The sequence below is a fragment of the Lentilactobacillus parakefiri genome (assembly GCF_002157585.1).
In the GTDB taxonomy this organism is placed as follows: domain Bacteria; phylum Bacillota; class Bacilli; order Lactobacillales; family Lactobacillaceae; genus Lentilactobacillus; species Lentilactobacillus parakefiri.
Window position 1 is genome coordinate 1 of the sequence record NZ_BDGB01000108.1, and the last position, 18,870, is coordinate 18,870.

Consider the following 18,870-nt stretch of genomic DNA (forward strand, 5'->3'; position numbering starts at 1 on the left):
CCCATTTGGATATTGGACAGCCCTAGTTCACAAAAGGTTTCGATTTTAATTCGTTCGGAATAGGTTATACTAGACAAAAGATCAGCTCCTAAAAGATGGGTTTGTGATAAACACCATTTTAAAGGAAGCTGATCTTTTTTGTCCGAACAGCGTTCGGATTAATTTTACAATCTACCGTTTTTATGACAAATTATGTCAAGATTTTTGATAAACCCAATCATGATTTGATTATTCCTGAAGGATTTAAAGCAGTTACGGCTGATCAGCGTCAACGAAACCACGAACGGGCGATGGTTGTTCGTTACCAGCGTCCAGGAAAGGTTGAACCGAATAATGCACATGTCACCGTTATTTATGGCAGCGATCAACGGTTGATCAGCTATAATAACTTTGCGATTGAGACACACGCTGATCTGCCGGGACAAAAAGTTAATTGACTCTTGTTTGATTATGCAAAAATAAGCTCCTTGATTCAACTTTCCATGTGCTCTAGGAGAATTGGATTAAGGCGCTTATATTCTGGGGTCTAACCGCTTGCTGGCCCACTCTGTTTCCTAGTCTTTATCGTAGTCGGAAACTTTGTTCGTAAGTCGGTTTGTCTTCATCTTATAATTATCACCAGATTTTTGGATGATTGCTTCATACTCAAAGACTTGAATGTGATCATGGCTGCCGTTATCAAAGGTATATTTAATATCGTAGGTAACCATGGTTTGACCAGTATCGTAAGGCACAACCTTCTTGATGGTTGGTTCCATTTCGTAGTCATCAATATGATCATTCTTTTGATAAGAGTCAACCATTTTGAGTAAGTCCTGGTAAATAATGGATGTGCTGCCGCCAGTAAAGTAATCGTCAAAATCATCATCGTTGGCAGAGTCCGCGTCAGTAACGGTACCGTCACTAATGTCACCCCAGATGTTATTGATTAAATCACTGACATCATCTGTACTGGCAAAACCGGAGAACACTGGTGTGACAGTTGATCCATCCATGGACATATCAATTTTAGTCTTGTCGGAATTGACGACTTTTCCGGAGGCAGTTTTCATTGAAAGTTGGACGGTCATATCCTGACTGAATGGATATTCTTTAATGTCGTAAAATCCGCTCTTATTCAGAGTGCCAATTTTTTTACCACTTAAAAAGACGGTTGAACCAGCCTGTCCTTTAATGGTGTAAGAGATGGTTTGTAAATCTAATGAGATATTTTCGTCATCACTAGTTGGGTCAATCCAAGCGTATTTGCCATTGTTAACCAATTTGTGGCCATTAACCGTATCGGAAGTTTGGACGGTGTATTCGCCAGGCATGCATGGACCAATCTTTTTTGGATTGGTTGTCCCAATTTTATTTGAGAGAACTTTTCCATTTACTTTTAGCTTTGCACCGGCGCGATTTGTTTGAATTTCTGGATAGATTGTTTTGAACTTGAGCTGGTAGTTATCGAACAGCAAGAATTTATGACCGGAATTGACAAAGGCCAAATGATCGTTCACATAGCCGGTACTGGTTAGTTGCCCTTTCAGCTTTGCTAACTGATCCTTATTTTGACTATAATAAGTAATCAGTGGTTCAACTGAAGATGACGTGATTTTAAAACTTGGGTCGTTACTTTTAACCAACGATGCCACGGTTTTACCTTCATCCTGCTTAATAGCTGTAACCAAACGATCAGCTGTGGCAGTTTTGCCATAGTAATGATTTAGAAAAAGATAGCCACCGATAAGTATAATAAAAACGACCACCACTGAAATGACCTGCCAAGGCTTCATTGCCTGCCGTGGTGTCCGACGGTGCGGCTGCTCAGGGCTTGCAGTCGGTTCAGCTGATGACGACGGCTGAGTTGGTGCTGATTGAGTTGGCCGCTGAGGATCATTATTAGAATGATTCGTTGATTTAGCCTGGAGACCAGCCAAATATTTTTTAACGTTGAAGCCGCATTCCGGACAAAAAATATCGCTTTTACTGATCGGCTTTCCACAATTGGGACAGAAGAATTTTTGATTATCCATTTTTTATTCCTCCACTCAATTTAATAGCCGGAAAATGTGTTTTGCAGCGTATTGGCTAAATTGGTCACCATGTCGTTGAGGTACTGCATCGAGATGAGGTAAATGACGATGGCAGGGAGAATTTCAGCAACCAGCATTGAATAAAAAGTGTTGAATTTTCCCTGAACGTCTTTTAGGACCATCACAACGCCGTAGTTAATGACAACTTGGCTGAGACCAAATAAGGCAAGAATCAGAAAAAGCAAAAATGCTGATGCGGCGACACTAACAAATAATGATAGCACGAATGTTGCTAATAACAGCACTGAACTAATATTCAAATAAATACCGAATAAATCTGTGAAGTCTAAAAAAGCGATATTGTCGTTGAGCATGAGACGACGAACGGCATATGCAATGATGAGATAAGCAGCTAATGAAATAATTAAAATTCCTGAAATTGCCATAATATTTGAAGCAATTGGTTCGGTTACGGAACTGACAACTTGTGAAGACAGATCGTTGCCGGCACTATTTTCAATGGCACCGACAATTCTTCTGGAAAAGACGCCAAACATGATTAACATAATGACAACGTAGAGCCCGATCGACATTAAACCACCATAATGGGGTGCTTCAATGTTATTATTAGGGTTAATTAGAGATTCCTTTATGTAACGTAGGAAAGAGTTGAATAAGTGATTAGTTGCTGCGTATCGGGTATTGGTCTGAGTTGCATCAGCAGTTGCCTGACTACCAGTTGAATTTGCTTGTTGCTGATTGTTATCCTGGTTGGTGCTGAAGGCTGCTGATTGGTTAGGATTGGCTTTTGAATCAGCGGCGGTCGAGTTCACTTTAGTTGTTTGTGAATCCGGCACCGGTGATTGTGGGGTACTAGAGTATGAGCTGGCTGCTGAAACATTTATGAGGTTAAAGCCGCAGTAGACACAGAACTTAGCATCCGCAAGATTCTCCTTTTGACAATTTGGACATACTTTCATAATAAAAGCTTCCTTTCATGTATCTTTAGTTAATGAAAATAGTCGTTACGATTTATTATAATATATTTATTAAGTGAATTGTTAACCAATTATGAATTAAGTGGGTCTCGTTTTAAAATATTGGAAAACGATGGTGATAGTTTGGTGAAACAGGGAAAATTTGCAAAATCCAGTCGATTAAAGCAAATTAAAGCAATTCAAAAGCGGCATCAACAACAGAATAGCCGGGTGATCACGGCTGACAAATTTCAGGCTTTTCTGTTAGTCCGCTATGGGCTCACGATGAAATCAAAGCTTCGCCCGGTCGATAAGGAAACAATGCAGCGCTTTTTGATGGCTTGGATTAAAACGGGTGGAACGGACAGCCCATGGTCAATGTCAAAGATGGCAGTGACCGTTTTTCAAAGGATCAACGTACGGGTCCCTTATCAGTTTTATAAACAAATTGTTCAACACTGGGAAAAATTTCAAAAGTTCATTAAACGAGAAGTGCCAGCCGTACCACTAGCGGATCGCGTGATTGTGAGTGATCTTCTTACGGATGATCAATTATCTAAAATTGTCGTTCGGCAGCTGGCCGCAAATTCACTTTTAAATACATTGGGCGGCAATCCCGCAATGATGAGTTTAATTAAACCTGAGCAGGTTAATGAGCTGACAGCCGGTTTAATGAGTGGCACCGCCATTGATTGGGATCAGGTTGCCGCAATGTTTGAACCAATTCCGTTTGACGTCAGCACGGCTCCTGATGAGCCAACCAAGCGGTGGTTGAATCAGTTATTAGCACTATTACTTAAGAGATTTTAGACAGCTTCTAAGAGGGTATCTCATTCGAAATACCCTCTTAGATTTAGCTAGTAATCCGCATTGAATTAAGATACTGGCTAGCTTAATTCAACTTTTAAATTGCTTACGATCTGTTAATAAAGCAATCGGTGAAAGAATTAAAATAATCACCGCTCCTACCAAATAAGTATGACTAAAGGCATGACTGATTTGTCGCTTTTTAGCATGCTTAATTTTTCCCATAGAATTCATTAAAGCTTCTTTTTGTGCCATTTGCTTGAGACCAACCAGCAATTTGTGTGGGCCTTGATTTATTTGTTGATTACTCGCATAATCTTATTTCCATGAAATAGCATGCAACAATATATCATATCATGATATATTGTTGCATGCTATTTCATAATATGCTATTATTTACTTGCAAATAAGGAGGCACACTATGAAAATAATTACTTTTTCAGCCATTAAGGGCGGAGTTGGAAAAACAACTTTAACTTTCAATTATGGTGAATGGTTATCTAGTAAGGGTTACAATGTTTTGATGATTGATAGTGATCACCAGTGTAGTTTGACCCAAACTTATGATATTTATAAAGATCATGATACCTTAGCTAATGTTTTTACAAAAGATAATGAAAAAGTAGAAATTATTGAGTTACACAAGAATCTGTCAATTATCCCTGCTTCTATGAATCTAGATACAATTAACAATGATCTTCAAACTAGAGCAAACAAAGAATTATTAATGTACATGTGGTTTTCAGATAACTATAATGAACTAAAAAAATTCAATTATGTATTGATAGATACGCATCCTGATTTTTCAACTATCACACAAAATATGATTGTAATTTCTGATTTCGTTTTCAGCCCAATTGAACCAAGTGAATACGGTTTTATTTCAAAAAGTAATTTGGAATTAAGAATGAAACAATTGAAACAAGATGTAATTAATGTCGAAACTCGACAAAGTTTTGTCACAGCGGAACTTAAATTCATTGGAAACCGGATAAAACATAATACTAAGTCATCTCATGAGTTTGTAGAACAAATGAAAAAAGACCCGCGGACAATTGCACTAATTCCTGAAAGAGAAATATTCAATAAAACAACTCTTAATCACAAACCGCTGATTAAGATGGAGCAAGAAAACAATTCAACACAAAGGGCCAAAGAATTTTTCGAAAATATCGACAATATCTTTGAAACCTTTGCGAAGCAATAGCGTAATATGATATGTCATGCTATATCATATTATGAGACAGAAAGGACTAGTATAATGGCATTTGAAGATAAAATGAATCAACTAAAAAATAGTATGAGCAGCAAACCTGCTAAAAATGAACCAACTGCACCTAGAATTTCAAAATCTTATACTTTGAAGCAAGATATTGCTAATGAACTAACTAGACGTGCAAAAGAGAAAGAATTAACAGCTTCCAGATATTTAGAGAAACTGCTAAAAAAAGAATTTAATCTTTGATTTTCGCTAATTGAAAAAGGGGTAAAATCATGGAAACTACAATGAACGAGATATTCCTTGTTGCTTGTATTATTATTTTTTGGCTATTTCCCGTTATCGGCATTTTGAAGAGACATAAAATAGGCAATCGTTTCTTTTTTAGACAATGATTATTCCCGTTACAATAATGGTTACAAGTACTATTTGAAAAATGGAGTGGTAATCGTCGATCAGTTATCCGTATATTACAAATGATATCCTTGTTTATTACTTATTTATGCGGACCGATCATGCTTTTGATTTTCAGTGCTTTCAACGAATACTTTCTTAAACACCCAGAGGCATTTATATTATTCGAATATTTACTGATATCTTCCGGCTCTTATTGGTTCAAACCCAAAGTAGGCAAAGTGTACAAGACCAAATAAAGTTGCCGGCGGGTAAGCGCTATGCTAGACTAAGATTAATATGACAACCGAATAAAAGATCAAGCTAAACAGAAAAAAGTCCCCAATTCACGAGGAATCAGGGACTTCAGGTTTAGCAAGTAGCTATCTGACAGCTACTTAGATTCAGTCGATTTAGACCGCCAAGTAAAAATCAACTGAATATTGTTCTTAATTTGTAGGTTAATTATACCGCAAACCGGTCCAAAAGGACAAGTTAAGGATAGTTAAAAAACAAATTAAATCCAATGGACTAAGTAGCCAACAGAAGCTGCCTAGTCCATTTTTGTTTAGTTGCTATAAATTAAAAAAGTTGCCGGTTGGGCAACTCACAAACAGACACATGCTGATGAAATTGCAAAGCCATCACTACCAAATGTACGCTTTGTAACTTAGTTAAAGCATATCAGATTTGTATTTTAAAGCAAATCAAATGTTTTGGCAACTCTCTTTTGGGACAGCAGGTGTCAGTCAAGAAGGGAGTTTTTATGATGGATCAAGCAAATTTTGATTTTTATAAAAAAGATAACGTTTATGGAACTTTATTTTTTCAATTTCCCAAGGTACTAATGTACGGAGAAAAATATAAACACCTAAGTAGTGATACTAAACTGGCTTACATGGTTCTCAAAGATCGGCTAGAATATTCATTACGAAATAACTGGGTTGACGAAAATGACAATGTTTATTTTGTCTTCACAAACGAAGAATTAAAAAAACTATTTGACTGCTCAAATACAAAAATTGCAAAAATTAAAAAAGAGCTTGAAGGTGCTCATTTATTAATGCAGAAAAGAATGGGTTTTCAACCAAAAGCCGGCCGCCAATTACCCAACCGATTGTATTTAGCGGAATTAAAAGTTAATGAAAAAGATGTTTATTTAAGAGAAAAGAATCTAAATAGCTCCCAATCCCTTGATACGAGCAGACTTCCGAAAAACGGAAATCAGCATGAGACCGTTGAATCCCTTGATACAAGCAGACTTCCGAAAAACGGAAATCAGCATGAGACCGTTGGTAACATATCCCAATCCCTTGATACAAGCAGACTTCCGAAAAACGGACACGATCTATATAAAGAACCTAGAAGCTTAGATACTAATAGATACAATATAGATACTCAAAAGTTGGACTTTTCCACAGCCAATTTCTCACCAGCAGAACTAGAAAAGCAAAACCATGATCTCATAAATCATGCTAATGACTTCTTAACTGATGATGATAGTGGCTTACCCGTTTTCTTAGAACCCGAAGCCGTACAATTACTTAGTTTCTGGTGCCGCACCCCGCAACAAATGCATCGTTTTATTGGCATTATTTTAAATGCTAAGTACCGAGTTGAAAAGGATCATCAAGATATTGGCGTCATAATCCCGCTTGACGACGAAGAACTAAAACCTTTGATGACTAAAGCCTTGAGACGCTACTTTAACGCCCTAAGAAGCAATGAAAAGCATATCAAGAACGTGGAAAACTACTTGTACGGCACCATGCAAAACCTATTTGGCGTTTGGTGGAATAAACAAGCGGCTAGAGAATATGCGGCCAAACACCCCGGAGAACAGAACACTGACAATGAGCGTTCTTGAAATCAAACGTCATATGGACTCATTTAAGCCGTTTTAAGTGTTACATGCATAATTATATTAAAACTGCTTTAAAATCGCTTAGAAGTAAAAATAGGTGCCTTAAGTGGCCAAATTGACGATAGCTGAGCTAGAAAAACGGGATAGGAGCTTTTTAAATGACCAAACCCAGCAAAGAAATCGAAACAATTGATCAATTGTTGGCTGACCCCTGGGCAGTCAATATTCAAGACATTTGGGAACAAGCGGCATATAATCCAGATCCTGATAAACGTAAGCTGTTTGACGCGTTACACACTTACCTCTTAGATAAACGCCAAGAGCAAATTATCAACGAAAAGCATTTCGTGATTTAACATGAGTGAGCTAAAAAGATACCTCATCGTAGCTGGTATAAACGGCGCTGGTAAAAGCACTTTATATCGCGCGAGACCCGAATTATTTACTCACTCCAAACGATTAAATGCCGATGAAATCCTACAAAAAATGGGTGGCGATTGGCATAAAGATCGTGATAACTTTAGGGCAATGCGCGAAGAAATAAAACAACTCCACGCGGCTTTAGATACCGGGCAGAGTATTCATGTTGAAACAACCTTGGCTGGCCAAGGAAAGGCACAATTAAATTTAATCGATCGGGCTCACCAAAATGGTTTTGAAGTAACACTTTTATATGTGGCTTTAAAAAACGAAAAAGTCGCAATTAATCGGGTTCATGAGCGGGTCAAAAAGGGTGGGCACGGTGTACCAGATGAAGATGTTAAATTTAAAAATTAGAAATCCCATTAATGATTCAGAAAATAAAAACGATCGGCCTAGTTATTAGGTTGATCGTTTTTGAATTTGTCCGGTTTATGGGCATTAACGTAATTGGCAAATATTTTTAAAAGTTCTTCGGCTTGTTCGACCGATAGGTTATCAGCTTGAAAGTATTTTTCGAGCAAAGCCCCTTTTTGAATTAATCGGCGAGAACGGGCTTTGCGGGCTTGCCGATTTTCGTAGTATTTAGATTGCCGTAATTTAAAATCTTCTCGCTCAATTTTTTGTTTTAAACGCGCTTGTTGCTCAACTAGTTTTTCATATTGATTAGGCATAGTCATTACCACCTAACTATTATCGGTTATTTTGAGCTTGATTTAAAAAGGCGGCAACTTTTTTAGCAATCATTTTAATCTGTGGAGTGGTAAGTGTCCCATAATCCAAATTGGCTGATCTAATGATTTGCTTACCGAGATTTTGTTCAATTTTATTTTTTTCAGCTTTAATCTTTTGATTAAGCTGTTTTAATTTGGCTTCTTGTTTTTCTAAGTTACTTTGAGACATAATGATCCCTCCAATCGTATTAAAAATAATCACCGACACTATATCATACAGAGAACGTTAAGTCAAAGGATAAAAGTTGAAATAGCGAAGCGGAAGGCATACACTATAAGTAAATTTAGGGGAATCAGCAGGCCGAGTGAAACGAGGTCAATGCGCACTTACACGTCATCAAAGATGACGTTGTGCTAAACCCATTAAAACCTGTATTAGAAGTCGCCGATGGCGACAACAAATTCAAACCCATAAACCCAAAGAAAGGTGAAGACCGACATGGCAATTTTTCACATGAGTTTTAGTAATATTAGTGCTGGTAAAGGACGAAGTGCGATTGCCAGTGCCGCTTATCGAAGTGGTGAAAAGCTATTTGATGATAAGGAAGGTCGCCACTATTTTTATGCCCGCTCGGTTATGCCAGAAAGCTTTATTTTAACCCCCAAAAATGCACCAGAATGGGCCAGTGATCGAGAGCAGTTGTGGAATGAAGTTGAAACGAAAGATCGTAAATCAAACTCACGGTATGCAAAAGAGTTTAACGTGGCTTTACCGGTAGAATTAAGTGAATCCGAACAGAAAGAATTACTGACAAAATATGTGCAAGAAAATTTTGTTGATGAGGGCATGGTAGCCGACGTGGCAATTCATCGCGACCACCCAGATAATCCGCACGCTCATGTGATGTTAACCAATCGCCCATTTAACCCCGATGGTACTTGGGGACAGAAAACAAAAACCGAATACATTTTAGATAGTCATGGTAATAAAACTAAGACCCCTGCAGGGAATGTGAGAAACCGAAAAATTTGGTTGGTTGATTGGGATAAAAAAGAAAAAATAACTGAATGGCGGCACAATTGGGCGGTTAGTGTAAATCAAGTTTTAGAGCAAAAAAATATTCCCGATCGGATCAGTGAAAAATCCTTTGAAGATCAAGGAATAAATGAAGTTCCAACTCAACATGAGGGAATCAATAGTAAGCGGCATGAAAGAAAAGAATTTAACCAACAAGTTAAGGACTATCGCAAGGCCAAAGCCAGTTATAAAAATAACCAAGAAAAAGTAATCAATAGAGGTCATTTAGATAGCCTAAGTAAACACTTCTCGTTTAATGAAAAACGGGTAGTCAAAGAGTTAAGCCATGAACTGAAAACTTATATCAGTTTGGAGAACTTAGATGATAAGCGGCGCATGCTATTTAATTGGAAAAACAGCGCCTTAATTAAACATGCGGTTGGTGAAGATGTGACTAAACAATTATTGACAATTAACCAACAAGAAAGCTCACTCAAAAAAGCAGATGAACTCTTAAATAAAGTAGTTGATCGCACTACGAAAAAACTTTATCCAGAGCTTAATTTTGAACAGACCACGCAAGCTGAAAGACGAGAATTAATTAAGGAAACCGATAGCGAACAAACAGTTTTCAAGGGTAGTGAATTAAACGAACGTTTAATGAATATTCGTGATGATTTGTTGACCCAACAATTATTGACCTTTACTAAGCGGCCATACGTTGGTTTTAAGTTATTAATGCAACAAGAAAAGGAAGTCAAAATCGAGCTTAAATATACGCTGATGATTCATGATGATAGCTTAGAAAGTCTAGAACACGTTGATCAAGGTCTACTAGAAAAGTATTCACCAACCGAGCAGCAAAAGATTACTCGAGCAGTCAAAGACCTACGGGCAATCATGGCCGTTAAGCAAGTCATTAAAACGCAATACCAGGAAGTTTTAAGAAGAGCCTTTCCTAACGGCAATTTTAATGAATTACCAATGATTAAACAGGAACAAGCCTATACAGCCGTGATGTACTATGATCCTGTTTTAAAGCCATGTCAGGCTGAAACAATTGAACAGTGGCAAGCAAATCCACCACAGGTGTTCAGTCCCCAAGAACATCAACAAGGACTAGCTTATTTATCGGGACAGCTGAGCTTAGATCAGTTAGAAAATCATCACTTACAACGGGTTTTAAAGCATGATGGCACTAAACAACTCTTTTTTGGCGAATGCAAAGCCGATCCGACGATTAAGAACAGTCAGATCGAGAAAATCCAAAAGCAGTTAAAAGGGCAACAAGCCAAGGACGACCAGTACAGAAAAGCAAATATGGGGCATTATCAACCGCTAAATTATAAGCCAGTTAGTCCAGACTATTACTTAAAGACGGCCTTTAGTGATGCGATCATGACTGTTCTATATGCTCGTGATGAAGATTACCAACGGCAAAAACAGGCGCAAGGTTTAAAGGAGACTGAGTGGGAAATGACGAAAAAGCAACGGCAACACCAAACCCGGAACCGGCATGAAGACGGTGGTATGCACTTGTAAGATAAATGTAATAATTAAATGGTATCAATGCACCTATTTATGTGCTAAACTAAAGCTAAAATAAAGAAAGGAGAATCCGCATGTGGCAAACAAACAAAAATGGCATAGTTTAGCACAAGCAAGTCGTGAATTAGGACATGGGCGCAACTATGTTAGTGCTTGGTTGAGCAGACATAGAGAAGAGTTTCCGGAAGAATTAATGCTTGGTTCTGGGAAAAGCAAGTTAATATCTGATGAAGGGATAGAGTGGATTAAGAAGCATATAAAAAAAGAGGGCGTCCTCGTCAGCAGTAGAGTTGCTAACGGGGATCAGCACCTAGAAATACGCCTTCTAGGTGTCACCCTCCTAATAATCCATTTTACAGGGCGGGATAGGGGAACGTCCAGAGAACAATTATCCCGATTGATTTAAAGGAGGTGATCCAATGAAAGTAGAAAGCTGGCAGGGCATTAATGGCAAGCTAATTCATAATGGCCAGAAAGCTATCGTGGTTAAAGACGAACAAGAATTGGCGGATCAAGACAAGTTACAAGACCGATTGAAACAGGAAGGTAAACCAATTGACGAGGTACGGAAAGCATTAATCAAAAATACCGTTAAGCGTCAGATTAAGACCGACCCATTAAAAATCAGTAGTTGGTTTAATCGTCATCAAGACAGCAAGAACGCCAAAAAAACTGAAAAGCTAGTTAGTGATAAGCCAACTCATCAATATAAGCAAATTAAAAATGAAATGACCTTTTTTGGTGAGAGTTTCCTGGAAGGCTTCTTAGGTTTCTATGGCTTAGAAGTTGATAACGCCTTAGACCGTTACGAACATAATTTGCATGTCTTAGAGACCCAAGAATTAGGCCAGTCAGAAAAAGAGTATTACTTAGCCACGAGTGAAAACGGCCGCGTCAACTTAGCCACCGATCCATTACCAAGCCAGCAAATTGCCGAGGAACAACTGGATAAGTTCTATCAGCGTGAGCCAGAAAAAACGCAGGCAGAACAAATTCAATTACGAACATCAGAAGACGATGGAAAGGAGGAATAACATGAAGTTAAACAAAGTAAAAGCGTTAGCAACTACTGGAGCTACTGCGATTTATTTGGGCTTGATGAACGCTCAGGTTGTTTTGGCGGCGGACGGTGGCGAAGTTAAAAGTAAGCTCACCCAAGCTGGTAAGACAATTCAAGGTATTTTAACCGGGTTGGTCGTTTTAGTCGGGATTTGTGTGGCGCTATTTATTATTATCAAAAGAATGCCTGACGCAGACGATCCGCGAGAGAAATCTGAAGTTTATCACGCGGTTGGTCGGGTGGCTGGTTTAGTGGCCTTAGCGGCAGCCATTATCTGGCTATTACCTTGGGTTTACAGCCTATTCACTTAATTTAAAAAGGAGCCTGCCAAATGAAGAAAGGAAAAGAATTTATCTTCCCAGAGAACGTAGATAAAGATTACGGGATCTGGAAAGACTACACCTTGAAGGATTTTGGCGTAGCGGGACTGGCAGGACTAGTGGGCTTAATTTTTATTGCGATCCCACCCTATGGTCTGATCTTAGTCCTGATAAAAATAGTGATTGTTGTCTTAGCCATGACGATTGTCATGGCTATTTTAACAATTCGGCCAGTTGCGGCGCGGAAGAATATTAAAGTGCGGGATAACTTTAAGTTGAAACGCCGCTATGCCAATGGTCAGAAACTGTTTTATTTAAAACCGAAGAAGCGAGGTGAACTAAATGCGTTTGAAGAAGAGCAAAACCGCCAATAAATCAGCGAAACTCGATTGGGATTACCAACCGCCTAAAATCAATGGTGGCAAAGAGACCATTGATGACATGAGCTTGGTGTTGGGTATGTATGGTAATTACGAAGTTACCAAAACGGGTAATCTCGTTGGCATTTTGGAAGTTAGTGGGATCAACCTTGATCTACTTAATGAAACCGAACAACAGGACGTTTTTGAGGACTATGGCGCGTTTCTCATGAGTACCTTAGGTGAAGGCGTTGATGACACATTACAGTTCTTAGAACCGACGATTCCCGTCAATATGACGGCTTATCTCAATGGTCTCAAACGGCGGTATCTCGCCTTACAAAAAGACCACCCGGAGCAACAGTTCAAAATCCAACTCATAGCCAGTTATTTGGACCACTTTACTAAGGTTCAGGAATCCAAAAACATGACAACTAAGCAACATCTGCTAATCGTTAAGGTACCGATTAAAGACAAGAGCGTTAAAAGCTTAAACTTAGCCGTCACTCATTTAGACGAAAAGATCGAACAGGTTAAACGAGACATTGAAAATGCGTTAACGGATTTTGATGTGACGGCCAAAGTTTTGACTAGTCAAGAAGTCCAAGAGATTTTAAAGAACTTGATCAATTTTAATGGATAGGGGGAAACAGGATGAGTTTTGGTGATAAGGTCATTGATTTATTTATGCCAACTAAAAAAGAGCATAACCAAGGCAACAGCGACCAAACGGGTAGTAAACCCAAAGCGGAGGTTGAGGATTTTACCAAGCTGATTGATCGCGATAGCTTGCATTCACTATTTCCGTTCAGCTGGGAACAGTACCCCACCTACGTCCAGTCGGGCGAGAATTTTATTCGGGTGTTAGCGATCGCTGACTATCCCAAGCGGGTTTACGGCAACTGGTTGTCAGAATTGAAGCGCAAAAAAGGCGTTATCGATATTGTGCAATATATCGACAGCGCCAGTAACAATTCAATGATTACCTATTACAAGAAGACGATTCAAAATAAAGAAGCGCAGAAGCTGAATACGTTCGACCCGTATAAAAAGAAAATTCTGCAAAATTATATTGATTCAGCCAACATGCAACTAGATAAATACCTTGATAATTCTACCACATTTGTGTACCAACATATGCTCATTTATCTACGGGCCAACAGTTTAGCAGAACTAGATGACTTAACCGAGAACGTCAAGAACACCTTGATTAAGCTACAGATGAAGCCCTTGGTGCCCGTTAAAGCGACTTTCCAAGCATTTTGGTCAACCATGCCAATTAACGAGAACCTCATGGGGGATTACACCTATAAAGAGAGTAATACCGAAGTCGCCAGCAGCATGTTTCCTTTTGATGACGCTGAAATTCTGGACTTAAAGCCGAGAAGCGATATTGAAGGGGTTAACAAAGATACCAACAGCTTAATTGCCGTAGATATGCTGGATCGCAACAAGACCCTAAATCAAAATCAAGTGATTATCGGGACCTCGGGGGTCGGCAAGACCACCTATATGATTCAGAAAATCCTACGCTACGCCATTCAAGACTATCAAATCTACATTATTGATCCAGAAAATGAATATACCAAAATTGTCGAAGCCCTGGGTGGGGCAGTCTTGCACCTAACTTCTAATGCTAAGTACAAAATTAATCCGCTACAAATCTTTTCCGAAGAAATCTTAAGCGCTGATGAAGCGGTCACGAACCTTGATTTACTAGTTAAAGATAAAATCCAGCGATTAAAGGGATTCTTTGAAGTCCTCAAAACTGGGATTACCCAAGTTGAGCTGGCAATCCTTGATGATGTCGTTAAACAAGCCTACGTCAACAGTGGCGTTTTGAAGTACAGCCGCTTAAAAGAGATTAAAGACGATCAGTGGCCGACCTTATCCAATGTTTATGATGAGTTGGAAAAACTGGCAGATAAGGATGCAGACAAATTCAATCGGGTTAAAGACTTCTACTACATCTTAGGTAGTTATACCCATGGTTCTAACAGCCTATTTGACGGCCACACCAACGTTAACTTAAAAGGGAAAATCATTTCCTTTGATTTAAAGCCCCTACAAAGTGAACAGGAAGTCCAATCAGCGGCTTATCTGAATACTTTCCAGTATCTATGGGACGAAATTACCAAAGATCGGCATAGCCGCAAGAAATTGTTTGTCGATGAATTTCACTTTTTGACCTTGCATAAAGCGGCCGCCACCTTTTTCCACCAAGCATACAAGCGGTTTAGAAAGTACAATGCCGGGGCGATTGCCGGAACACAGCAAATTCAAGATGTGATCGAAGGCACGACAGATACTGGGCAGAACATTGGGGAAGCCATTATTGGGAACTCCTATACCAAAGTGTTCTTTGGTCTTGACGGTAAAGGTGTCGATGATGTGATTACCAAATTACGCATGACCTTTTCAGATAAGGAAAAGAAGTTACTAGAACGCCGTAGGCAAGGTGAAGCCCTGATGATTTATGGTAGCCAACGTGCCTTTATGAAAGTCGAGTTGACCGAAGAAGAACTACGACTAATCGACCCAGAAGCTTACCAAGAAAAATACAACCGTGAGACAGCCGGGCAACCGGACTATCAAAAGCGCGTGGTCTTAACACCTAGTGAGATTGACGCTTTAACTACCTCCGAGGAGGAAGGAGGGACTTTAAATGAGTAAACCAAACCAGTTATTGAATATCGAGGTTGGGACATTCAAACGGCAAGGAAACAAGTTGATCCTAGAGCTTAATCACAATCAATTTCGATATGACCAGTTGAGTGAGCTAAACGAATTAAAGGAAGCTGATGCCAATTTCTTACAGTTGGTTAACGTGGTTGAGCAAGACCAGAAGGTTGTTTTAACTTATACCTTGCCGGATAAGGTCAGATCATTAAAGGAATTACCACATGAAAATAAAGCAATCCGGTCAGCAATTGCCAAGGAAATCATGGCGCAAAATGTGGTTAACGATAGCCAGTATCACGTTGCGTTGAACCCAGCCAACCTGTGGTATTACCCCATGCAACATGTTTGGTACGCCTACCGGGCCAATGAACTCATGCCTTATGATGACAAGCATAGCAATTTAGCCAAATACAAAGCGCTGATTCTATTTTGTTTGACGGGGACACCCTATGAACGGCTACTAAGCAATCCTCAAGAAGCCCTAGCTAAACACCCGGACGACTATTTACAACAAGTAGCTAAAGCTACGTCGTTAAATGAGTTAACGGAAGTGGTTAACGGCATTGAGGATTTTGTGAGCTATCACGAATGGCAGGCAGTTGAAACGGCCCAACAGAAAACCAAACAACGTTTATGGTTGAGCGTGGCCGGAGTGGTGATTGTGGCCGTTTTGGCTGTCGGTTTAGTCCATAAAAGTGACGAACGGCAATATCAAAGCTTAGCTAACCAGAACCAAGCCCAGGTCACACGATTAAAATATAGCGGTCAAATTCAGACCGCTTTAAATGATCAGAAGTGGTCAGAAGCGCAAAAAGATATGAAACGGGCCGGCTATCCTTCAACTAAGCAAGTCAGTGTCTTTTTAAAGCATCGTCAATACCAGCAAGCCTTGAAGGTTGACCCAAGCCAATTGAATAAGGTTGTCAATGCAGCTTATGACAATAAAGATAGCAGTCAAGTGGCTGATTGGCAGTTACCAACTAAGGCGACGAGCAAGCAAAAAGACCAGTTGAAACTTGAAAAAGCGATTGTTAATTATGATACCAATACGCTTAATAACCAATTATCCTTTACGACGAACGCTGATGTTTTATTGAGAATGGGACAAGCCTTCCTAGCCCATAACGATACGCAAGACGCCCAGACCGTCCAAACCAAATTAGCCGGTGTGAATAGTCCTAAAGCTAAGTATTTAAAAGCCCTGTTAAGTCTCAATGCCGCTAAGAACGAAGTTAGCGACGCGCAAAAGAAGTTAGATGACGCCAACAAGATTGATGGCAGTAAAGATAAGGATAAAGATAAGGATAAAGATAAGAAGGTGGATTCGGCTAAGTCGGACTTAAAGAATGCGCAGAGTGACCAATCAGCAGCGCAAAAACAAGTCGATCAGGCCAAGCACAAAGTGGGTGATTAAATGCAAGTACTGTCTTTCGAATATAAGAAAAAGAAGTGGAAGTTGATTGCTTATATTGTGGGCGGCGCCATTCTGCTAATCATCTTGTTAATTGCGGCAGTAACAGGTCAATTGCAAGAAAACAGTTGTGATAACTCAACCACTACAGAAACACAGTTAGATAGTAAGAGCATGACAGAAAATGCCAAAAACATCTATGCCCACTGGAAACAAAAGTATGGTGCCACCCCACAAGCGGCCGCCGGTATCTTGGGGGTCTTACAACTAGAAAGTCGCCTTGATCCCAAGTCCGTTAATTCCAGTTCCGGGGCCACGGGCTTAGCCCAGTGGTTAGGTGGCCGAAAAGATAAGTTGGAGGACTTAGCCCACAAAGAAAACAAATCAGCAACCAATCTCGGGGTGCAGTTGGACTATCTCGACCAAGAATTGAACAGTAGTTACTATGCGTCAAACAAGCAGATTTTTAAATATACGGACGTGCATAAAGCGACCAAAGCCTGGTTAATGGATTACGAGGGTATGAGTAAGAACCCGGAACAATGGTATTTAAGCCAAAGATACGGTTATGCCGATCATTGGTATTCCGTGTTGGGTGCAAGTGATCCCGTGGCCGGTAATACGTTAGATAATGCAAGTTCCGGCAATCTGACCGAACTAGGTTGTGATAGTGACCCGAGCTATTCCGGTGGTAGTATCGTCAAAAACGCAGAAAGTATGAAGGGCGATTTCTACTATGTTCAAACCCACCCCAGCCCCGATTTAGGCAGTGATTTAAAGAATCCCAGCAAAACTGGCGGAACTGATTGTTCGGGTTTTGTCTGGTTAGCCCTGAATAAAGCTGGTTACAAGGTACCGGCCAACATGGGCTGGTTTACCGGCACGATGGCCAGTGACGCCAAAGGCAGCCATCAATACTTGAAACAGATCAGTGAAAATGATGCGAAAGCCGGTGATATTGTGATTGTTAATCAAGGCATGGGAGCCGGCAACAACGGCCATACCGCCATTCTGTTAGATAAATGGCAAGGCAAAGCCACCAAAATCATTGAACAAGGTGGCGTAGGCGACAAGGTTAACGAAAGCACCTTTGGCACCGCCTTTTATAGCTTACTAAGTGGTAGCGATGTGACGTTAGCTCGGCCAATCAAGAAGTAAGGAGGACGAGTAAATGAAACGCAGCATGGTTTTAAATATTGCGATTGGTAGTTTGATCTTAATCATGTCATTAGGGGCGAATGCCTATCAACATAGCCAAGTTAAGCAGGCGCAACAGCAGATTAGTCGTTTACAAAAACAGAAGCGACAAGTTAACCAGCAATTGACTAAAGCCAACCAACAAAAGCAGTTATTAAGCACTCAAATTGACAGTTATAAGACCTACCAAAATAATAAAGACAAAAGTCAGGCTGAACTTAGCTTTAATACGGTAGTCACCAAGTTCTTTAAGGTCATGAACAACTTTAAGCCAAAGACCTACGGCCAGCGTAAAGATGGCGTGAAAGACTTGATTTCCGACAAGCTATATCAGCAATACTTTTCAAATAAGGGCACGTATGGTGATAGTAATAGTGTTTCAGCTAAGTTAAATCAACTGAACCTGTATACACAAAGTAAGCAAGGCCAAAACATGAAAGGCTTGGCCGTTGTCAGTTACGAAAGTAAGAGTGGCGACAACGACTGGCAAAAGGCGACGGTACTTTATCAAGTGACTTTCGATACCACCACGGATCGAATCACTGATGTACAGAATCTTGGGAACAGTTTTAAAGCGAGTGACCTTGATTAAAAAAGTAAGCAAAGCCCTAGCGGTGATCGTGGTGATACTTGCAGTATTAGGCTTTGCAGGTCATAGCTATGTGAACCATGTTGAGAAAGAGAAAACAGTTGTGACGCTGGCTAAGCACCCTAAAAAAGTGTTGTTCTTCTATCGCGATGATTGCCCGGATTGCCAAGCTATTTTTCACCGAATCTATTGGCACAACGTCATTAGCCATAACGTTGTTTTTATTAACAGGCAGATTGCAAGAAATAACTTGAACGAATTTAGTGACGTAGATTAAGCAAGAAGATCTCGATTGGTGTATGCCAATTAAGACATTT

The 18,870-nt window shown here is 39.8% G+C and carries 21 protein-coding genes and 2 pseudogenes; 18 read left to right on the plus strand and 5 right to left on the minus strand.

What is annotated here, in order from left to right; translation table 11 throughout:
- Positions 1 to 182 precede the first annotated feature (182 nt).
- The gene (locus LPKJCM_RS11115) at positions 183 to 437 is read left to right on the plus strand and encodes a hypothetical protein (RefSeq protein ID WP_225364193.1); all 255 of its coding nucleotides are present in this window, start codon (positions 183 to 185) and stop codon (positions 435 to 437) included.
- Between the two features lie 117 nt (positions 438 to 554).
- Here the strand turns inward: LPKJCM_RS11115 and LPKJCM_RS11120 are convergent, their stop codons facing one another.
- The gene (locus tag LPKJCM_RS11120; protein ID WP_057961350.1) at positions 555 to 2,015 is read right to left on the minus strand and encodes a zinc ribbon domain-containing protein; all 1,461 of its coding nucleotides are present in this window, start codon (positions 2,013 to 2,015) and stop codon (positions 555 to 557) included.
- Between the two features lie 20 nt (positions 2,016 to 2,035).
- A complete protein-coding gene (locus LPKJCM_RS11125) occupies positions 2,036 to 2,995 on the minus strand; it encodes a zinc ribbon domain-containing protein (protein WP_057961351.1) in 960 nt (319 codons plus the stop codon).
- 144 nt (positions 2,996 to 3,139) lie between these two features.
- Between LPKJCM_RS11125 and LPKJCM_RS11130 the strand changes: the two genes are divergently transcribed.
- On the plus strand, positions 3,140 to 3,802 hold the full coding sequence (locus LPKJCM_RS11130; RefSeq protein WP_225364194.1) for a hypothetical protein: 663 nt from the start codon (positions 3,140 to 3,142) through the stop codon (positions 3,800 to 3,802).
- Between the two features lie 87 nt (positions 3,803 to 3,889).
- Here LPKJCM_RS11130 and LPKJCM_RS11135 read toward each other — a convergent pair whose 3' ends face one another.
- On the minus strand, positions 3,890 to 4,054 hold the full coding sequence (locus LPKJCM_RS11135) for an MFS transporter (protein ID WP_075168959.1): 165 nt from the start codon (positions 4,052 to 4,054) through the stop codon (positions 3,890 to 3,892).
- Between the two features lie 166 nt (positions 4,055 to 4,220).
- Here LPKJCM_RS11135 and LPKJCM_RS11140 point away from each other — a divergent pair, with 166 nt between their 5' ends.
- The 5 genes and pseudogenes from LPKJCM_RS11140 to LPKJCM_RS11165 all read left to right on the plus strand — a co-directional run.
- Positions 4,221 to 5,006, plus strand: a complete 786-nt coding sequence (locus LPKJCM_RS11140; RefSeq protein WP_054712564.1) for a ParA family protein — start codon at positions 4,221 to 4,223, stop codon at positions 5,004 to 5,006.
- Between the two features lie 54 nt (positions 5,007 to 5,060).
- Complete coding sequence (locus LPKJCM_RS11145; protein ID WP_054712561.1) at positions 5,061 to 5,264, plus strand: hypothetical protein; 204 nt, start codon at positions 5,061 to 5,063, stop codon at positions 5,262 to 5,264.
- Positions 5,265 to 6,177: 913 nt separating this feature from the next.
- On the plus strand, positions 6,178 to 7,278 hold the full coding sequence (locus LPKJCM_RS11155) for a replication initiator protein A (protein WP_425561690.1): 1,101 nt from the start codon (positions 6,178 to 6,180) through the stop codon (positions 7,276 to 7,278).
- Between the two features lie 155 nt (positions 7,279 to 7,433).
- Positions 7,434 to 7,631 carry a hypothetical protein gene (locus tag LPKJCM_RS11160; RefSeq protein ID WP_054762704.1) on the plus strand — a complete coding sequence of 66 codons (198 nt, stop codon included), beginning with the start codon at positions 7,434 to 7,436 and terminating at the stop codon, positions 7,629 to 7,631.
- 1 nt (position 7,632) lies between these two features.
- Positions 7,633 to 8,040 (plus strand): annotated as a pseudogene (locus LPKJCM_RS11165) (zeta toxin family protein); the annotation flags it as partial.
- Between the two features lie 50 nt (positions 8,041 to 8,090).
- Here the strand turns inward: LPKJCM_RS11165 and LPKJCM_RS11170 are convergent.
- Together LPKJCM_RS11170 and LPKJCM_RS11175 are read right to left on the minus strand one after the other, a co-directional pair.
- Entirely contained in the window at positions 8,091 to 8,369 is a 279-nt protein-coding gene (locus LPKJCM_RS11170) for a hypothetical protein (RefSeq protein ID WP_087069647.1), read from the minus strand.
- A 19-nt stretch (positions 8,370 to 8,388) separates the two neighbouring features.
- The gene (locus LPKJCM_RS11175) at positions 8,389 to 8,598 is read right to left on the minus strand and encodes a hypothetical protein (protein ID WP_021816943.1); all 210 of its coding nucleotides are present in this window, start codon (positions 8,596 to 8,598) and stop codon (positions 8,389 to 8,391) included.
- A 270-nt stretch (positions 8,599 to 8,868) separates the two neighbouring features.
- Between LPKJCM_RS11175 and mobQ the strand changes: the two genes are divergently transcribed.
- The 11 genes and pseudogenes from mobQ to LPKJCM_RS11230 form a co-directional block, all read left to right on the plus strand.
- Positions 8,869 to 10,929 carry a MobQ family relaxase gene (mobQ, locus tag LPKJCM_RS11180; RefSeq protein ID WP_087069648.1) on the plus strand — a complete coding sequence of 687 codons (2,061 nt, stop codon included), beginning with the start codon at positions 8,869 to 8,871 and terminating at the stop codon, positions 10,927 to 10,929.
- 82 nt (positions 10,930 to 11,011) lie between these two features.
- Positions 11,012 to 11,341, plus strand: a complete 330-nt coding sequence (locus tag LPKJCM_RS11185) for a hypothetical protein (RefSeq protein WP_014216292.1) — start codon at positions 11,012 to 11,014, stop codon at positions 11,339 to 11,341.
- Between the two features lie 13 nt (positions 11,342 to 11,354).
- A complete protein-coding gene (locus tag LPKJCM_RS11190; RefSeq protein WP_087069649.1) occupies positions 11,355 to 11,969 on the plus strand; it encodes a hypothetical protein in 615 nt (204 codons plus the stop codon).
- Between the two features lies 1 nt (position 11,970).
- Positions 11,971 to 12,306 (plus strand): CagC family type IV secretion system protein, encoded by a 336-nt coding sequence (locus tag LPKJCM_RS11195; RefSeq protein WP_087069650.1) that lies wholly within the window; start codon positions 11,971 to 11,973, stop codon positions 12,304 to 12,306.
- Positions 12,307 to 12,326: 20 nt separating this feature from the next.
- Complete coding sequence (locus tag LPKJCM_RS11200; RefSeq protein ID WP_003625636.1) at positions 12,327 to 12,689, plus strand: hypothetical protein; 363 nt, start codon at positions 12,327 to 12,329, stop codon at positions 12,687 to 12,689.
- Positions 12,658 to 13,317: a TrsD/TraD family conjugative transfer protein gene (gene trsD / locus LPKJCM_RS11205; protein ID WP_087069651.1), complete on the plus strand. Its 660-nt coding sequence runs from the start codon at positions 12,658 to 12,660 to the stop codon at positions 13,315 to 13,317. Before LPKJCM_RS11200 ends, trsD begins: the two co-directional genes overlap by 32 nt.
- Positions 13,318 to 13,328: 11 nt before the next feature.
- A complete protein-coding gene (locus tag LPKJCM_RS11210) occupies positions 13,329 to 15,347 on the plus strand; it encodes a VirB4 family type IV secretion system protein (protein ID WP_087069652.1) in 2,019 nt (672 codons plus the stop codon).
- Entirely contained in the window at positions 15,340 to 16,770 is a 1,431-nt protein-coding gene (locus LPKJCM_RS11215) for a type VII secretion protein EssB/YukC (RefSeq protein ID WP_087069653.1), read from the plus strand. Before LPKJCM_RS11210 ends, LPKJCM_RS11215 begins: the two co-directional genes overlap by 8 nt.
- Positions 16,771 to 17,925 (plus strand): phage tail tip lysozyme, encoded by a 1,155-nt coding sequence (locus tag LPKJCM_RS11220; RefSeq protein WP_087069654.1) that lies wholly within the window; start codon positions 16,771 to 16,773, stop codon positions 17,923 to 17,925.
- Positions 17,926 to 17,938: 13 nt separating this feature from the next.
- A complete protein-coding gene (locus tag LPKJCM_RS11225; RefSeq protein WP_087069655.1) occupies positions 17,939 to 18,556 on the plus strand; it encodes a SadB/YajI family lipoprotein in 618 nt (205 codons plus the stop codon).
- Positions 18,543 to 18,800: pseudogene (locus tag LPKJCM_RS11230) on the plus strand (thioredoxin); the annotation flags it as partial. The gene LPKJCM_RS11225 and the pseudogene LPKJCM_RS11230, both read left to right, overlap by 14 nt.
- Between the last annotated feature and the right edge of the window lie 70 nt (positions 18,801 to 18,870).

Excerpts from the sequence above, each read along its gene's own strand:
- LPKJCM_RS11210 (WP_087069652.1), top strand. The coding sequence starts at position 13,329 with ATGAGTTTTGGTGATAAGGTCATTGATTTATTTATGCCAACTAAAAAA.
- LPKJCM_RS11170 (WP_087069647.1), bottom strand. The coding sequence starts at position 8,369 with ATGCCTAATCAATATGAAAAACTAGTTGAGCAACAAGCGCGTTTAAAA.
- LPKJCM_RS11155 (WP_425561690.1), top strand. The coding sequence starts at position 6,178 with ATGATGGATCAAGCAAATTTTGATTTTTATAAAAAAGATAACGTTTAT.
- LPKJCM_RS11200 (WP_003625636.1), top strand. The coding sequence starts at position 12,327 with ATGAAGAAAGGAAAAGAATTTATCTTCCCAGAGAACGTAGATAAAGAT.
- LPKJCM_RS11175 (WP_021816943.1), bottom strand. The coding sequence starts at position 8,598 with ATGTCTCAAAGTAACTTAGAAAAACAAGAAGCCAAATTAAAACAGCTT.
- LPKJCM_RS11190 (WP_087069649.1), top strand. The coding sequence starts at position 11,355 with ATGAAAGTAGAAAGCTGGCAGGGCATTAATGGCAAGCTAATTCATAAT.
- LPKJCM_RS11140 (WP_054712564.1), top strand. The coding sequence starts at position 4,221 with ATGAAAATAATTACTTTTTCAGCCATTAAGGGCGGAGTTGGAAAAACA.
- LPKJCM_RS11135 (WP_075168959.1), bottom strand. The coding sequence starts at position 4,054 with ATGGCACAAAAAGAAGCTTTAATGAATTCTATGGGAAAAATTAAGCAT.
- LPKJCM_RS11195 (WP_087069650.1), top strand. The coding sequence starts at position 11,971 with ATGAAGTTAAACAAAGTAAAAGCGTTAGCAACTACTGGAGCTACTGCG.
- LPKJCM_RS11125 (WP_057961351.1), bottom strand. The coding sequence starts at position 2,995 with ATGAAAGTATGTCCAAATTGTCAAAAGGAGAATCTTGCGGATGCTAAG.
- LPKJCM_RS11160 (WP_054762704.1), top strand. The coding sequence starts at position 7,434 with ATGACCAAACCCAGCAAAGAAATCGAAACAATTGATCAATTGTTGGCT.
- LPKJCM_RS11115 (WP_225364193.1), top strand. The coding sequence starts at position 183 with ATGACAAATTATGTCAAGATTTTTGATAAACCCAATCATGATTTGATT.
- LPKJCM_RS11120 (WP_057961350.1), bottom strand. The coding sequence starts at position 2,015 with ATGGATAATCAAAAATTCTTCTGTCCCAATTGTGGAAAGCCGATCAGT.
- LPKJCM_RS11225 (WP_087069655.1), top strand. The coding sequence starts at position 17,939 with ATGAAACGCAGCATGGTTTTAAATATTGCGATTGGTAGTTTGATCTTA.
- LPKJCM_RS11220 (WP_087069654.1), top strand. The coding sequence starts at position 16,771 with ATGCAAGTACTGTCTTTCGAATATAAGAAAAAGAAGTGGAAGTTGATT.
- LPKJCM_RS11215 (WP_087069653.1), top strand. The coding sequence starts at position 15,340 with ATGAGTAAACCAAACCAGTTATTGAATATCGAGGTTGGGACATTCAAA.
- trsD (WP_087069651.1), top strand. The coding sequence starts at position 12,658 with ATGCGTTTGAAGAAGAGCAAAACCGCCAATAAATCAGCGAAACTCGAT.
- LPKJCM_RS11145 (WP_054712561.1), top strand. The coding sequence starts at position 5,061 with ATGGCATTTGAAGATAAAATGAATCAACTAAAAAATAGTATGAGCAGC.
- mobQ (WP_087069648.1), top strand. The coding sequence starts at position 8,869 with ATGGCAATTTTTCACATGAGTTTTAGTAATATTAGTGCTGGTAAAGGA.